We start from the raw sequence: 14,893 nt of genomic DNA on the forward strand, positions 1-14,893 counted from the left end.
AAATTAGGGCCCCGGGCGGACGATCTGGGACGGGATGACGCGCGTGAAGCAGCCATCAGAGACCAACGGCCCCGACGAGGAGACCACGGGGAGCGGAGAACCCGCGCCGGTGTACGTCCCCGAGTCGGAGGTCCCGACGGTCACCGTCCCCCTCCCCGACAAGGACGACCCCGCCGTGGCACAGCTCCCGACGTCCGACCCGGACGCCCCCGCAAGCGAGACCGTTCCCGACGTCCCCGCCCCAGACCCCGAACCGACGGTCGAGCCCATCCCCGAGACGCAACCCGAGCCCGTCGCCGTGGCCGATTCGGAGGTCGAGGCAGAGGCGAAGCCCGTTTCCGCGACGCAACCCGACCCTGCCTCCGCCGCCCAAGCCGAATACGAGCCTGAGACAAGGCTCGCCCCCGAAGCACTACCTGAGCCCGAGACCACCGCCTGGGCCGATTCGCAGGCCGAGGTCGGGGCGGCGCCCGCTTCCGCGACGCAACCCGAGCCCGCCCCGCAAACCGAACTCGAAGCTGCGCCGGAACCCGTCCCCGAAACACACCCCGAACCCGTACCGGAGCCGACCGCCTGGGCCGATCCGGAGGCCGAGCCTGTTGCCGAAGCTCAAGCTGAGCCTGAGCCCGTCGCCCAGAGCGATTTCGAGGCTGAGCCAGAGCCCGCGGCCGTGGTTGAGCCGGAGGACGGGTTTGATCCTCGGGCCGGGTTCAGCACCATTCCCTTGCAGGACGAAGCGACGGTGACGCCGCCGCTTGGGGAGCATGTCGTCCAGGACGGGTGGGGCGGGCGTGAGCTGGTCGAGGACGTGTACCGTCCGCTGGCCGAGTTGTATGAGCACCTCGACGCGCGCCTGAAGGAAGTGCCCGAGGACGTCCCGCCCGCCGGTTGGGCGCCGCACGTCGCCGCGCTCCAGGCGTTGCGGAGCGGGCAGGTCGCGGGCGACTGGGAGACCCTCGCCCGCTTCCTCGTCGCCCCCGGAACGCTGGACGCCGAGCCGGACGGCCTGCGCCTCGTCCGGGCCGAGCGGCCGGACGAGGTGGTCCGCGAGATCGTGAAGGAGCTCGCCGCGGCCGACGAGCGCGCCCTGCTGATCGCGCCCACGCCGGAGCGCGCGGCGGAGCTGCTGCTCTCCCTGGAGGACGACCCCGAGGTCTTCTCCCTGAAGATCGAGACGCATCCGGCGGCGGCGGAGTCCCCGTCCGTGGCGACGCAGGCCCTCCCGCCGCTGGAAGACGAACCGGGCGAGCCGAACGAGCCGCCCGTCCAGCCGCAGCCGCCCCGGCGGCCCGGCTCCAGCGAGACGGTCGAGTTCGCGCCCCTGCCCGCCACGCCCGAACCGCAGCCCGAGCCCGAACCGCAGCCCGCCGAAAGCGAGAGCGCGTCGGCCGTCACGCGGGTCGAGCCGCTTCCCGCGCTGCCCGCCACCGAGCCCGCCGTCCCCGAGGAAGGCCCGTCTGCGCCGGAGACGCGGATCCGGACGGCGGCGCTGCGTCCGGTCGGGCAGGCGTGGCGGCAGTCGTGGGACACGGAGACGCGCCTGCTCCGGCGGGGCCTCATGTGGCTCGAACAGTGGCCCAGGGACGCGGCCGCGCTCCAGGCCGTCCAGGACGAGAACCTGCGGCGCGCCGAGGCGCTGGAGGCCGAGCGCGCCGCGCTGACCGGCGCGATCGAGGAGTCGCGGAACGCGGCGACCGCCGCCGGACGGACGGCGGAGGAGGCCGAGGCCGAGGCGGAGCGGCTCGTGGCCGTCCAGGAGGAGGCCGAGGCGGAGCTGGCGGGTCCGCGGGCGGAGGCGGAGCGGCTCCAGGCGATCGCGGACGAGTCCGCCGCCGGAGCGAACGCGCTGACCCGGACGGCCGACGCCTCCTACACGCGGTGCGTCCAACTCGACGAGCGCGCGAAGACCGCGCAGGCGGAGTTGCAGGCGGCGCGGCAGGCGGAGGCGTCCCTGACGGACGAGCTGGCGCGGGCGCGGGAGGCGCTGCCCGGCGCGGCCGAGGAGGCGCACCGCCTCACCGCCGCCGACGCGGACGCGGCCGCCGAGGGCCACGCCGCGTACTACCGGCTGGTGTCGGCGGAGTCGGCGCTGTCCGGGGTGCGGCGGAAGATGACGCTCGGGCAGCGGCTGCACGTGTCGTCGCCGCCGGAGCAGCTCAGCGGCCTGCGCGCCGAGGTCAAGGCCCGGACGCGGGACGCCGACGAGGCCGCGAAGCGGGCGCGCGAGGCGAAGGACGCGGCGGAGCACGCGGAGCGCGTCCGGCGCGGGCTGGCGTCGTTCGTGTCCGAGGGCGGGGCGAAGCTGCGGGCGGCGCAGGAGGCGCAGGAGCGGCTCGGCACGGAGCTGACCTGGCTCGCGACCGAGCGGGAGACCGCGACGGCGGAGCACCGCGAACATGCGCGGGCGGCGTCGGAGGCCGTCGAGAAGGCCACCGAGGACGGCCTGCGGGCCCGTGCCGCGCAGCAGGCCGCGCACGCGGTCCAGGAGAGGGTGAACGCGGCGCGGACGGCCCGCAACGAGGCCCTCGCGACGTCCCGCCAGGCGCGGGCGGACGCGGAGGTCGCCGCCAGGCGGGCCGCGGAGAAGGTCGCCGAGCTGGAACGGCGCACCGCCGAGGCCGCCGAGGAGACGTCCGCCCGCGAGGCCGACCTGGAGACGGCGGCGCGGACGGAGGCCCGGTCGCGGGAGAACGTCGTCGCAACCTGCGGCGCGGACCCCGCCGACGACCCGGCGGCGGTCCCCGGCCACCAGCGCCGCGCGATGGCCCGGATCGAGCAGCTCACCGGCTACCTGGACGGCGAGCTGACGGCGGAGGGCGACGTCCTCCTCCGCACCGCCGACCTCGTCGCCGGAACCCCGGTCGGCGTCGGCCTGGCCGTCGGCGACGAGCCGTTCGACGCGCTGATCGTCGCGGACGCGGGCGCCGTCACGGACGCGGAGTTCCTGATCGGCGCCGTCCGCGCCCGCCGCTGGGTCCTGGTGAGCGCGCCCGGCCTGTCCCCGGCGGAGTACCGGGAGTACGCGGACGCGCCGTCCGGCAGGCAGGCGACCAGCCCGTTCGGCCGGGCCGAGGCCGCCGCGCCCGGCCTGGTCGAGGAGGGTTGAGGAGGGTCAGGGGGCGTCAGTCGCGGTCGTCGTCGTCCTTCTTCCGCTTCTCGTCCGGGACGATCACGTGCAGCACCCAGCCGACGACGCCGACGACGATCGCGCCCCAGAACGCGGCCCAGAACCCGCCGACGTGGAACGGCAGCGACAGCTCCTCGGCCAGTTCGCTGGTGAGCCAGAGCAGCAGCGCGTTCACCACGAGCCCGATCAGCCCGAGCGTGAGCACGTAGAACGCGCAGCCGAGCGTCTTGATGACCGGTTTGATGATCGCGTTGACGAGACCGAAGATGACGGCGACGGCGATCAGGGTGAGGGCCCGCCGACCGGCGGTGTCGCCCTCCACCGTGATGCCGCTGATCAGCACCGTGGCGACCCACAGAGCGACCGCGGTGATGCCCACCTTGAGAAGAATCCGCACACCACGATCATGCGGGTCGCGACCGCGGTTCGTCATCCCTCTACGCGGCGATTCGCCCGAACAAGCCCGTCATCATCCAGAACGAGACGGAACGAGCCAGTTCGTCAGCACGTGGGGGTCGTCCCCCACGGCGGCCGCGCGGACGTTCAGTCGGCGCGGTCGAAGAAGGGGGAGCGGGCGGTGACCTGGGAGCGCGGCGCGGCGGGGGCGGCGGCGGGCTCGCGCCGCCCCTGCGGCGGCACCGTCGGCGCGGGCGCGGGCGCGCCCGGTGCCGGTGCCGGGCGGGGCTGCTGGCGGACGCGGGCCAACTCCCGCTGGAGGCGGCGCTTCTCCATCTCCAGCGTCGTCAGCGACTCCTCGTGCTCGTCGCGCAGGTCGCGCAGGTCCCGGCGGTCGCGCAGGCGGCGAGCGGCCCCCATGAAGGTCATCATCATGCCGATGACGAAAAGGGCCCCGATGGCCGTCCCCGCGGCGAAGACCTGCCATTCCTCGCTGATGCCGGGCACGTTCCGGTCGAAGACGACGAGGTGGGCGGATCCGGTGTTGTCGAGCACGACGCCGGCGCCGACGACGACCGCCGCCGCTACCAGCAGGAAACCGAGGAACACCATGGGCAGCTCTCCTCTGCTGTGACTCCGGAGGGGGTGCGGAGGGCCCCCACCATGCCAGACGAAAACTGGATCATGTAGTTTTGTCGGATAAATCCAGGTCAGACGCTTTTAGTCCGATCCAATGCAGAAGGTTCCATCCCGGTCGCCCCGGGTAATGATCTTTGCTGGAGCATCCCCGGACACCGCCGAGACCCGTGGAGGAACGCCATGCCCGTACAGGCCGTCGTGTTCGACCTGGACGGCGTCCTCATCGACTCCGAACCGGTCTGGGAGGACGTGCGGCGCGGCTACGTCGCCGAGCGCGGCGGACGCTGGCTGCCCGACACACAGGAACGGCTCATGGGCATGAGCACCGTCGAATGGGCCGCCTACATCGCCACCGACCTGGTGGACGGCGTCACAGCCGATGAGGTCGCCTACCAGGTGATCGACAGGATGTCGATCAAGTACAAGGAGCACCTCCCCGTACTGCCCGGAGCGGAGGAGACCGTCCGCCGCATGGCGGAGCACCACCCCCTGGGCCTTTCCAGCTCGTCTCCCCGCGCGCTCATCGACCTGGTGCTCGGCCAACTGGGACTGGACGCCTTGTTCCGCGCGACGGTGTCGACCGAAGAGGTCGACCGCGGAAAACCCGCCCCGGACGGGTATCTGACCGTGGCCGCCCAACTGGAAGTGCCGAGCCGGGCGTGCGTCGCCATCGAGGACTCCTCGAACGGCCTCCGCTCGGCGCACGCCGCCGGGATGACGGTGATCGCGGTGCCGCGTCCGGCGCACCCGCCCGCGTCCGACGCCCTCGACCTGGCCGCCCACGTCGCCGCCGGTCTGGACGAGGTCACCCCCGAGCTGGTCGAGGTTATCCACAGCTGACGATTGCCCGGACGCTGTCCGCGGCCGCTCATAGTATGAAGCGGTGACCTCCCCCGAGAGCCTCGATGTCCTGCGGCGCGTGTTCGGCTACGACGCGTTCCGCGACGGCCAGCGCGAGATCGTCGACCACGTGGTCGGCGGCGGGGACGCGCTCGTCCTGATGCCGACCGGCGGCGGGAAGTCGCTGTGCTACCAGATCCCCTCGCTCGTCCGGAAGGGCACCGGGATCGTCATCTCCCCGCTCATCGCCCTCATGCAGGACCAGGTGGACGCCCTGCGCACGCTCGGCGTCCGCGCGGGCTTCCTCAACTCCACGCAGGACTTCGAGGAGCGCCGCGTCACCGAGGCGCAGCTCGTGGCGGGCGAGCTCGACCTGCTCTACCTCGCCCCCGAGCGGCTCCGGCTGCCCGCCACCGTCGAGCTGCTCGACCGCGCCGACGTCGCGCTGTTCGCGATCGACGAGGCGCACTGCGTGTCGCAGTGGGGGCACGACTTCCGTCCCGACTACCTGATGCTGTCCGGCCTGCACGAACGCTGGCCGGACGTGCCCCGCATCGCGCTCACCGCCACCGCGACCGACGCGACCCGCCGCGAGATCGCGTCCCGCCTCCAACTGGAGGACGCGCACCACTTCGTCGCGAGCTTCGACCGTCCCAACATCCAGTACCGCATCGAGCCGAAGACCGACGCGAAACGCCAGCTCCTGCGCCTCCTCCAGACCGAGCACAAGGGCGACGCCGGGATCGTCTACTGCCTGTCCCGCAACTCGGTCGAGAAGCACGCCGCGTTCCTCACCGAGAACGGCATCGAGGCCGTTCCCTACCACGCGGGTCTCGACGCGGAGACCCGCGCGTCCAACCAGGCCCGCTTCCTCCGCGAGGACGGTCTCGTCGTCGTCGCGACCATCGCGTTCGGCATGGGCATCGACAAGCCCGACGTCCGCTTCGTCGCCCACCTCGACCTGCCGAAGTCCGTCGAGGGCTACTACCAGGAGACGGGCCGCGCCGGACGCGACGGGCAGCCGTCCACCGCCTGGCTCGCCTACGGCCTCCAGGACGTCGTCAACCTGCGCAAGATGATCGACGGCGGCGAGGGCGACCCGGCGTTCCGCCGCCGCCAGGCCGCCCACCTCGACTCCATGCTCGCCCTCTGCGAGACGGTCGAGTGCCGCCGCGTCCAGTTGCTGAACTACTTCGGCCAGTCCGGGGAGCCGTGCGGCAACTGCGACACGTGCCTGACCCCGCCCGAGTCGTGGGACGCGACCGTCGCCGCGCAGAAGGTCCTGTCGGTGATCGTCCGGCTCGACCGCGAGCGCCGCCAGAAGTTCGGCGCCGGGCACATCATCGACATCCTGCTCGGCAAGAAGAGCGCGAAGGTCATCCAGTTCGACCACGACTCGCTGAAACCGTTCGGCGTCGGCGCCGAGCTACGCGAGACCGAATGGCGCGGCGTCGTCCGCCAGCTCCTCGCGCAGGGGCTGATCGCCGTCGAGAGCAACCACGGCACCCTGCTCCAGACCGACGCGAGCGCCGACGTCCTGCGCGGCGAACGCAAGGTGATGATGCGCCGCGAGCCCGACCGTCCCGCCACGAAGCCCGCCAAGGCCGCCAAGGACCGCAAGGCCCCCGCCGCCGACCTCCCGGCCGAGGCCCAGCCGATCTTCGAACGCCTCCGCGCCTGGCGCGCCGCCACCGCGAAGGAGCAGGGCGTCCCCGCCTACGTCATCTTCCACGACGCCACCCTCCGCGAAATCGCCACCGCCCTTCCCGCGTCCCTCACCGAATTGGGCCGCGTCAACGGCGTGGGCGAGAACAAGCTCGCAAAATACGGCGAGCAAGTCCTGGAAACCCTGTCTTCGCCGGAGGAGGGTCAGTGACCGGGCCCAGCCGCCGACAGCTTCCCGACGGCGTCGGCGTAGCCCGCCGAATCGGTCAGGTGGAACACGATCTGCCGGAAAGTCCATCCCTCGCCGGGTGACTGATCGAGCTGGTCCGCGGTGAGCACGGTCAGCCGGTCGGCCCAGATATGGCCGAGCCGGGTGAGCCTACTGACGGCCTCGTCCAGGTCCTGGTCGGTGAACGGCGCCAGGTCGGCGGGAGTCGTGATCGCCGACGCATGCCAGTCGTCGGGGATGGTCGGACGCCCGGCCAGCCGCGCCTCCACCTCGGCCAGATGGTCGACGAGGTGGTCGGCGACCCGGCGGATCGCCTTGTGCGGGGTGTAGATCCGGTCTCCCTCGGGCACCGGACGACCGTCCCAGACCGTCCAGGTCGCCGCCAGGTCGAGCACGTGGTCGACCATCGCCGTCACGAGCAACGCGGGTTCGCGGTCATCGGTGATCGGCACCTCTTCGGACATCCACGGCCTCCACCTTGAGAATCCAGAACTGGGCGAACTGCACGCAATGGCCGTCACCCAGGGGAGGCCGACAGCGCTCCCGGCCTCAAGCTAAACCGAGGACATCTCGACGCCCGTCGAAGTATGGACGGACGGCTGCCAGGGCCCGGCTCGTTCGGAGGTGGGCCCACGTCGCTGCCCGCGCTCGGCACCGGTCGCGGCGGCGGGTGGCTCAGGGGACGAACTCGATCTCGGGGTAGCGCGGCGACGGCCCCGCGAACAGGTGGTCGTCATGGTGCCTCAGGTGCAGGTCGAAGAAGGCGGCCAGGTAGGCCCGCTGGGCGGCGACGGAGTGGTCGGGGTCGATCGTTCCGATGTTCTCGATGAGCCTGGCGACCACCTGCGGCGGGATGGGCAGCGCCTTGATCAACTGCGGCACGAGCGGGCCCAGGTCGGTGTAGGTCTGATGTCCCGAGTCCTTCAGGAGCAGTTGGCGGCGCCAACCGCGCAGACGGGACCAGAAGTCCGCCCAGGAATCGTCGTTGTCGCGCCCATGACCGGCGCTGGCCGTCAGCAGGAACGGGCGGTCCAGGCCGGTGTCCCGGGCGGCGCCGATGACGCTGCCGTCAAGGTCGACGCCGGCGCGGACGCGAGGGTCCTGAGCCATCGTCTCCGCGGCCGCGGCACCGCCCAGCGAATGCCCGAACATGCCGACCTTGGACAGGTCGAGGGCGCCCCGCAGGCCGTGGGGCAGGTGGCGGCCCCGGATGGTCGTGCCCGCCCCGCTGTTCAGTCGGGCGAGGACGTCCAACACGAACGTCGTGTCGTCCCGCCGGGTCCGTAGCGCCAGTGCGTAGTCGGGGTCGGCGGGCTGCCGGCTCGGTTCGACCCGTCCGCCCGGGAACTCCACGAACTGGGCCTCATGGGTGTGGCTGATGGTGACGACGACATTGCCTCGGCTGGCCAGGTCCTCGACCAGTGTCGTGCCCTGTTCGCGCATCGCGGCGTAGCCCGGGGAGAAGATGATGACCGGACGGCCGCCGTGACGAGCCTTGACGGGAACGTTCCGGCGGGCGTGCGTCAGCGGGAAGTCGACGGCGTCCAGCGACGTCTGAAGGTTGCGGCTGGTCTGCTGCCTGTACAGCGCCTCCGCGGCGGAGGTCATCCAGGGGACGCGGTCGCCTTCGGTGGTCCGCGCCGGATACCACAGGCTGATCATCAGTTCGCGTGGTGTGGACGTCCACGGGTCGCGCCGGGAACGGTCGACCAGATGCAGCGAGGTCGTCCCTATGCGGTGCCCGCCGGTCGGCGCCGGGAGCGTCAGCCGGATCCGGCCCCCGCGGCGCCGTGCGGCCGTTGCCTCCGGAATGGCTGCGTCCGCGCTCCGACGGTCCGTCCCGGCGACGACGAGCCCGATTCCCGCCGCTCCGGCCGAAAGCAGTACCGCCCGGCGTGATGGCTGCGAGGCCCGTGGGTTCACTCTGACTCCCTCATCGGTGGTCGAAAGACTTCTCGATGCTGGCGTCGGAGAGATCACGGCGACAGGCCGTGAACGCGATCTCAGGGTCGAACCAGGAACATCCCTGACTTCCCCTCCGGGTACTCGCGCGACGACCGGTCTGCGCTCGTGGCGATTCTCAGGGTTCTCTCAGGAAACCGCCTGGACTTCTGCCAGGTGCGCCCGGTTACCTGATCGCCATGCGAATCGACCGTAAGACGATCGCCGCCGGGGTCGGCGCGGCCGGGCTGCTCGGGCTCGGGCTGTACCTCGCCGTTCCGGCGGCCGCGGACGACCCGTCCCCGTCGTCGTCGCCGTCGTCGGCGCCGTCGGCGCGGCCGCACCACTGGGACAAGGGGCACCCTGAGCAGGGCCGTCCGGAGAACGGGCGCCCGGGTCAGCCGCACCGGTGGGGAGGCGGCTGGTTCCGGGGCGGCGGCGGGTTCGGCGGCGTGCACGGTGAGGCGACCGTCAAGCGCAAGGACGGCTTCCACCTCTCCACCTGGCAGCGCGGCAAGATCACCGCCGTGTCGGGGACGACGCTGACCGTGCGGAGCGACGACGGCGTGTCCTGGACGTGGACGGCGAACGACAAGACGTTCGTCCGCAAGAACGGCGACAAGGCGGAGTTGAAGTCCCTCGCGAACGGCGACCAAGTGATGGTCGCGGGCGAGCGGTCCGGCGAGAGCGAGACCCGCACGGCGCGGCTGGTCCGCGTCCCGAAGGCCCGGTAGGTCGGGTACGGCGGGTAACTTCGGAGCCACGACCTGGGCGGACGGCACGATCAGCGGGAGCCGATGAGCGAGAACCGGCGGGTCCTCGTCGTGGACGACGAGGCCAACATCCGCGACCTGATCGAGGTCGCGCTGCGCTTCCACGGCTTCACGACCGGCACGGTGGCGACGGGGGCGGACGCCCTGCGCGCCGTCCGGACGGAACGTCCGGACCTCGTCCTGCTGGACGTCATGCTCCCCGACCTGGACGGCTTCGAGGTGTGCCGGAGGCTGCGCGCGGACGGCGACCAGGTCCCGGTGATCTTCCTGACCGCGCGGGACACGCCGTCCGACACCGTCACAGGTCTCACGCTCGGCGGCGATGACTATGTCACCAAGCCGTTCTCGATCGAGGCATTGGTCGCGCGGGTGCGGGCGGTGCTGCGCCGGACGGCCCCGCCGTCCGCCGAAACGGACGGCGAGGTGCTCCGCGTCGCCGACCTCGAACTGGACGAGGCGCACTGGCGTGTCCGCCGCGGGGGCGTGGACGTCGACCTCTCGCCCACCGAGTTCCGCCTGCTCGCGTACCTGATGCGGCACGCCGGGATGGTGCTGTCGCGGTCCCAGCTCCTCACCGGCGTGTGGGGCTGGGACCAGGGGAACCCGCAGGTCGTCGAGACCTACATCAGCTACCTGCGGCGCAAGCTCGACCCGCTCGGCACCCCGCTCATCCACACCCAGCGCGGCGTCGGCTACGCGCTGCGGCCATGACGCTCAACGCCCGGCTGCTCGCGGGCCTGCTCGGCGTCACCTTCGCCGGGCTGGCGATCATGGGCCTGGTCAGCGCGCTCGTGCTGCGCGGCTACCTGATGAACCGGGTGGACGAGCAGCTCCAGGCCACCCGGGACCGCGCGGTGTCCCGGCTGCTGCGGCCCGGCCTGCCGGAGCAGGGGGTGGCTCCGGCGCGGTTCGTGGTGCTGGCGGTCGGGCCGGGCGGGCAGGCGCGCGTGCTCAGCGGCGACCTGCCGTCCCCCGAACGGGCCGTCGCCGAGGTCGAGCGCCTCGGCCCGGACGAGCTCGCCGCCCGCGCCCGCACCCTCGAACCGTTCTCCCTGCCCGGACTGCGGGCGGTGGCGCGGCCCTGGCGGAACGGCGTCGTGGTCGTCGCGGCGCCGCTGAGCGAGATCCATTCGGCGGTGCGGAACCTCGTCCTGACGGAGGCCGCGACGGCCGCGCTGCTGCTCGCCGCGCTGATCGTGCTCGGGCGGTGGCTGATCGGCCGCGGCCTGCTGCCGCTCGGCCGGATGGCCGCGACCGCGCACGCGATCACGGTCGGCGGCGACCTGCGCGCCCGCATGCCGGACCCCGGGCCGCGCACCGAGACGGCCCGCCTGGCCGCCGCGATCAACGTGATGCTGGAGCGGATCGAGCAGGCGTTCTGGGCGCGCAGCCGCTCGGAGGCCCGCGTCCGCGAGTTCGCCGCCGACGCCTCGCACGAGCTGCGCACCCCGCTGACGACGATCCAGGGCTACGCCGAGCTGTACCGGCACGGCGCACTCGGACCGGACGAGCTGCCCGACGCCATGCGCCGCATCGAGGACGAGGCCGCCCGGATGAACAAGCTGGTCAGCGACCTGCTGGAACTAGCCCGCCTCGACCGGGAGGCGTCGCTGCGCCCGGCACCGACCGACCTCGTCGCCCTGGCCCGCGACGCGATGGCCGACGCCGCCGCCGCAGAGCCCGCGCGCCCCCTCGTCCTGGACGCCCCGGAGAGGCTCGTCGCGGACGTGGACGAGGCGCGCATCCGGCAGATCTTGGCGAACCTGCTGACGAACGTCCGCGCACACACCCCACCCGGCACGCCCGCGACCATTCGCCTTGCGCCGGGCGTCATAGAGGTGAGCGACGAGGGCCCGGGTATGTCTCCCGCCGACGCCGCCCGCGCCTTCGAGCGTTTTCACCGAGCCGAACAGGGCACGACGGGCGCGGGCCTGGGCCTCCCAATAGTCGCCGCCATCGCCGCCGCCCACGGCGGCCGCGCCGAACTGTTCTCCGAACCGTCCAGAGGAACAACCGTCCGCATCACACTCGGCCTTCCGCACTAACGCCCCCGCCGTCCTCGGCCGGAACCATGCGGTGTCGCAAGATGAGGTCCAGCGCGATGGCCGCCGACCTGGCGTCCCCGCAGGGCGAGACGAACCCGCCCCGCCCGTCTCCCGCCTCGAAGTAGGCCCAGGCCCGTCCCGGCACGGCCCGCACGGTCACCACGGCCCCGACCTTGTCGACGGCCCCGTCCCAGCACACCCACAGCAGGGGCACGGGAAACCGGAACTCGTCCCGGTCGTACAGGCCGACGCATCGCCATCCCATCGGCAAGAGCGCAACCCGCAACGCTTCCAACCTGCGCACCGCCACGTCATGGCCTAGGCATGTCCGACAGTCCAGGACGACCCGCCACCGCCCAACCGCTCCACGTAAACCCAACCCGCCCACACCCTTCTCTCTGATCCGTCGAGCAGCCTTCGTCCGACCCGGACGGGTCACACCGCACACCGCGCCCAGACCCATTTCCCGCTCGGCTCAGTCGGGGTCACGCCGCACGCGGCCGCCAGCGCCTCCACGATCGGCAGCCCGCGCCCGCCCGTCCCGTCGTCATGCCCGGGGTCCAGGGCCGCCGCGTCGGGAGCCGCGTCCCCGGCCACCGCCTCCAGCAGACGCTTGATCGTCGGCCTGCCGTCCGAGGAGTCCCACACCGCGAGCAGCACCCCGCACGCCACCCGCGTGAACCGCACCCGGATCTCGCCACCGTCCGGCGTGTGCACGACCGCGTTCGAGACCAGCTCACTTGCGATCAACGTGACGTCGTCCCGCAACCCCGCCATCCCCCATGCGGAAAGCCGCAACTCCACCAGCATCCGCACCTGCCCCGGAGCCGTCCGCGCCGCCAGGAACCGCACGTCCAGCGCGCCCTCGGCGGTGCGGTTGATCTGCCGCAGCACCCGGACGGCCCGGTCCGCCACCGCCGACTCGGCCCCGACCTCGCCGAGCACATGCCCGCGCTCGCCGCCCAGCCGGAACCGCCGCCCGTCACACACGATCACCTGCTCACCCCGCGCCCCCAGCGACGCGACCAACGTCCCGCCGTAAACGGTCGCGAGGTATCCCCGCTGCGCCAACTTGGCCGCCAGGACGTCCAGCGGCCTGCCCGTACAGTCGCCCACGAGTCCGACTCCTTCCAGCCGGGCAAGGCCCCGGACACGGTGCGGTAAGCACCGGCCGGGTCGTTGTCTCTTCGCACACGTCACGACCGGGTCCGCCAAATGCTTCGTAACTCTCCAGAAGCACTCACACGCAGCCTGTGACGCTGGCAAGCTAACGCCGTCAAGAGTGCACCCAGTGATACCCTCTCGGCAAGTCCCAATCGGCAACTTTCCAAAACTGGAGGCAGGGTCGTGCCGATACGCCCGAGTCCGACCGTGCGCGGTCGCCGACTGCGCTACGAGTTGCGACGTCTGCGGGAAGAATGCGGGCTGACGATCGACCAGGTCGTGAGCCGAGCCCAGGACGACTTCAGCGCCTCGACCATCAGCCGATGGGAGAACGGCGAACGCCGCGTCCGCCCCGCCGACCTGCGCGTGTTGCTGGACATCTACGAAGTGGACCCCGACAGGCAAGAGGTGCTGCTCACCTTCGCCCGCGAAGCCCGCCAGCGGGGATGGTGGCACTCGTACGGCGCCGCGATCCCCAGTTGGTTCCAGTTCTTCGTCGGCCTGGAGACCGAGGCGGCTTCGATCAAGGCGTACGAGTCCGAACTCATGCCCGGCCTGCTCCAGACCCCGGACTACTACCGGGCGTTCCTCAACGCCGCGCCTGCGGTGGGCAACGATGACGAGATCGACCACAAGATCGACGTGCGCTCGGCCCGCCAGGAGCGCCTCACCGGAGAGGACCCGCCGAAGTTCTGGGCGGTGGTGAACGAAGCCGTGATCCGCCGAGTGGTCGGGGGCGAGGAGGTGATGAGCGCCCAGCTACGCCACGTCGTAGAACTCGCCCGTCGGCCTCAAGTGAGCGTCCAGGTACTCCCCTTCAAGGCCGGAGTGCATCCAGCGATGGACGGATCGTTCACGATTCTGGACTTTCCGGGGGCCAGCGACCCCGATGTGGTCTACCTGGAGAACCAGACAGGCAGCCTCTATCTGGAAGAGACGCCCCAAGTCGAGCGCTATACACTGATGTTCAACTACCTCATAGCCAAAGCGCTCGATCCCGACGAGTCGCTGACTATGATCACTCGCGTAGCCGACGAACTGTCGTGAGTCGCGATCGAGGAGGTGCGGGCCATGGCCGACGCGGAGTTCTCCCGCGCCGTCTGGCGAAAGAGCCGCCGGAGCAACAACGGCGGCAACTGTGTGGAAGTGGCCGACCTCATGCCGAGGATCGGAGTCCGCGACAGCAAGACCCCGAACGCCGGGCACCTTTCATTCACCCCCGAGACCTGGGCCGCCTTCATAGCGGACGCACGCGACGGCCACTTCGACCTCCCGTGACCTAGCCCCGCCCCCCAGTGAGCGCTCTGTCCTCCGGCGCTCCACAGCGCGAAGACCCACCTCCCCTATCGCAAGGCGCGAGGTTAGACGAGCTGGCGGTAGGTCAGCTCGTACAGGTGTGAGCCTTTGACCAGGACTGAGACCTCTACTGGACGGTCGTCGTGGGAGAAGGCGACCCGGAACTGGCGGATCACGGGGACGTCCGGCAGCACCAGGAGGTCGACCTCCTCGCTCGTCGGCATCCGCGCGGACACGGCGTCTACGAAGTGCTGGAGTTCGTATCCGAGGGCGGCCAGAACGCGGTGCGCCCCGCCGGGGATCCTCTTCGATCCGGCGAGCGCGGTACCGCTCGCCAGTTCCAGCGGGTAGTACGACCACTCGACCTCGACGGGCCGTCCGCCGTGGCGCAGCAACCGCCGACGCAGCAACACATGCCCGCCCGCGTCGATGTTGAGCGCCTCGGCCACCTCGTTCGGAGCCGGGACCTCTCCGACGTGCAGCAACTCGTAGGAATATCCGCCAGGAGAGGGTGAGAAATAGGCTCCGACCTCCACCCGGAACGGCTGGCGATCACGGACGTACACGCCCTTGCCTTGACGGCTCGTCAAATAGCCCTCGGCTTTGAGCACCGCCAGAGCCTTCTGCACGGTCGTATTGGAGACACCGAACTCTGTGACCAGCAGCGCCGTGGAAGGCAGTTGAGTTCCCGGCAGGAGGTCCCCGGCCATGATCCGGGCCCGCAGTTCCGCCGCCATCTGCTCGTACGGAGGACGGTCATCCGCTCGTCGCGTCATCG

General features: G+C 71.5%; 15 protein-coding genes. 8 read left to right on the forward strand and 7 right to left on the reverse strand.

Translation table 11 applies throughout. The features are described 5' to 3' along the window. Positions 1-43: 43 nt before the first annotated feature. Positions 44-3,106 (forward strand): hypothetical protein, encoded by a 3,063-nt coding sequence (locus FXF65_RS03570; RefSeq protein WP_148348199.1) that lies wholly within the window; start codon positions 44-46, stop codon positions 3,104-3,106. Positions 3,107-3,122: 16 nt separating this feature from the next. Here the strand turns inward: FXF65_RS03570 and FXF65_RS03575 are convergent, their stop codons facing one another. Next, entirely contained in the window at positions 3,123-3,524 is a 402-nt protein-coding gene (locus FXF65_RS03575) for a phage holin family protein (RefSeq protein WP_148348200.1), read from the reverse strand. Between the two features lie 146 nt (positions 3,525-3,670). Then, a complete protein-coding gene (locus FXF65_RS03580) occupies positions 3,671-4,135 on the reverse strand; it encodes a hypothetical protein (protein ID WP_187412066.1) in 465 nt (154 codons plus the stop codon). A gap of 207 nt (positions 4,136-4,342) precedes the next feature. On the opposite strand from FXF65_RS03580, the gene FXF65_RS03585 reads away from it, so the two are divergent. Both FXF65_RS03585 and recQ read left to right on the forward strand, forming a co-directional pair. Beyond that, positions 4,343-5,002: an HAD family hydrolase gene (locus FXF65_RS03585; protein WP_148348201.1), complete on the forward strand. Its 660-nt coding sequence runs from the start codon at positions 4,343-4,345 to the stop codon at positions 5,000-5,002. Between the two features lie 43 nt (positions 5,003-5,045). After that, entirely contained in the window at positions 5,046-6,878 is a 1,833-nt protein-coding gene (gene recQ, locus FXF65_RS03590; RefSeq protein ID WP_148348202.1) for a DNA helicase RecQ, read from the forward strand. Here the strand turns inward: recQ and FXF65_RS03595 are convergent. After that, entirely contained in the window at positions 6,872-7,360 is a 489-nt protein-coding gene (locus FXF65_RS03595) for a hypothetical protein (RefSeq protein ID WP_148348203.1), read from the reverse strand. The genes recQ and FXF65_RS03595 overlap by 7 nt on opposite strands. A gap of 211 nt (positions 7,361-7,571) precedes the next feature. Beyond that, a complete protein-coding gene (locus FXF65_RS03600) occupies positions 7,572-8,819 on the reverse strand; it encodes an alpha/beta hydrolase family protein (RefSeq protein WP_222868351.1) in 1,248 nt (415 codons plus the stop codon). Between the two features lie 218 nt (positions 8,820-9,037). On the opposite strand from FXF65_RS03600, the gene FXF65_RS03605 reads away from it, so the two are divergent. From FXF65_RS03605 to FXF65_RS03615, 3 genes are all read left to right on the forward strand, one after another. Continuing rightward, on the forward strand, positions 9,038-9,571 hold the full coding sequence (locus FXF65_RS03605) for a DUF5666 domain-containing protein (RefSeq protein WP_148348204.1): 534 nt from the start codon (positions 9,038-9,040) through the stop codon (positions 9,569-9,571). 63 nt (positions 9,572-9,634) lie between these two features. After that, on the forward strand, positions 9,635-10,321 hold the full coding sequence (locus FXF65_RS03610) for a response regulator transcription factor (protein WP_148348205.1): 687 nt from the start codon (positions 9,635-9,637) through the stop codon (positions 10,319-10,321). Continuing rightward, positions 10,318-11,655 (forward strand): sensor histidine kinase, encoded by a 1,338-nt coding sequence (locus FXF65_RS03615; RefSeq protein WP_148348206.1) that lies wholly within the window; start codon positions 10,318-10,320, stop codon positions 11,653-11,655. The genes FXF65_RS03610 and FXF65_RS03615 overlap by 4 nt, the downstream gene beginning before the upstream one ends. On the opposite strand, the gene FXF65_RS03620 is transcribed toward FXF65_RS03615, so the two are convergent. Both FXF65_RS03620 and FXF65_RS44360 read right to left on the reverse strand, forming a co-directional pair. Further along, positions 11,633-11,920, reverse strand: a complete 288-nt coding sequence (locus tag FXF65_RS03620; protein ID WP_148348207.1) for a hypothetical protein — start codon at positions 11,918-11,920, stop codon at positions 11,633-11,635. The genes FXF65_RS03615 and FXF65_RS03620 overlap by 23 nt on opposite strands. A 170-nt stretch (positions 11,921-12,090) precedes the next feature. Further along, complete coding sequence (locus tag FXF65_RS44360; RefSeq protein ID WP_222868352.1) at positions 12,091-12,771, reverse strand: ATP-binding protein; 681 nt, start codon at positions 12,769-12,771, stop codon at positions 12,091-12,093. Between the two features lie 231 nt (positions 12,772-13,002). Here FXF65_RS44360 and FXF65_RS03630 point away from each other — a divergent pair, with 231 nt between their 5' ends. Both FXF65_RS03630 and FXF65_RS03635 read left to right on the forward strand, forming a co-directional pair. Next, complete coding sequence (locus FXF65_RS03630) at positions 13,003-13,866, forward strand: helix-turn-helix domain-containing protein (RefSeq protein ID WP_148348208.1); 864 nt, start codon at positions 13,003-13,005, stop codon at positions 13,864-13,866. Between the two features lie 24 nt (positions 13,867-13,890). Next, positions 13,891-14,097: a DUF397 domain-containing protein gene (locus FXF65_RS03635; RefSeq protein WP_148348209.1), complete on the forward strand. Its 207-nt coding sequence runs from the start codon at positions 13,891-13,893 to the stop codon at positions 14,095-14,097. 83 nt (positions 14,098-14,180) lie between these two features. Here FXF65_RS03635 and FXF65_RS03640 read toward each other — a convergent pair whose 3' ends face one another. After that, entirely contained in the window at positions 14,181-14,891 is a 711-nt protein-coding gene (locus FXF65_RS03640) for a GntR family transcriptional regulator (protein ID WP_148348210.1), read from the reverse strand. Between the last annotated feature and the right edge of the window lie 2 nt (positions 14,892-14,893).

Source organism: Actinomadura syzygii, from assembly GCF_008085905.1.
GTDB lineage: Bacteria > Actinomycetota > Actinomycetes > Streptosporangiales > Streptosporangiaceae > Spirillospora > Spirillospora syzygii.

Bases quoted from the DNA above. Each gene is read 5' to 3' on its own strand.
- FXF65_RS03580 (WP_187412066.1), bottom strand. From the start codon at position 4,135: ATGGTGTTCCTCGGTTTCCTGCTGGTAGCGGCGGCGGTCGTCGTCGGC.
- FXF65_RS03585 (WP_148348201.1), top strand. From the start codon at position 4,343: ATGCCCGTACAGGCCGTCGTGTTCGACCTGGACGGCGTCCTCATCGAC.
- FXF65_RS03595 (WP_148348203.1), bottom strand. From the start codon at position 7,360: ATGTCCGAAGAGGTGCCGATCACCGATGACCGCGAACCCGCGTTGCTC.
- FXF65_RS03605 (WP_148348204.1), top strand. From the start codon at position 9,038: ATGCGAATCGACCGTAAGACGATCGCCGCCGGGGTCGGCGCGGCCGGG.
- FXF65_RS03610 (WP_148348205.1), top strand. From the start codon at position 9,635: ATGAGCGAGAACCGGCGGGTCCTCGTCGTGGACGACGAGGCCAACATC.
- FXF65_RS03615 (WP_148348206.1), top strand. From the start codon at position 10,318: ATGACGCTCAACGCCCGGCTGCTCGCGGGCCTGCTCGGCGTCACCTTC.
- FXF65_RS03620 (WP_148348207.1), bottom strand. From the start codon at position 11,920: ATGGGATGGCGATGCGTCGGCCTGTACGACCGGGACGAGTTCCGGTTT.
- FXF65_RS03635 (WP_148348209.1), top strand. From the start codon at position 13,891: ATGGCCGACGCGGAGTTCTCCCGCGCCGTCTGGCGAAAGAGCCGCCGG.
- FXF65_RS03640 (WP_148348210.1), bottom strand. From the start codon at position 14,891: ATGACGCGACGAGCGGATGACCGTCCTCCGTACGAGCAGATGGCGGCG.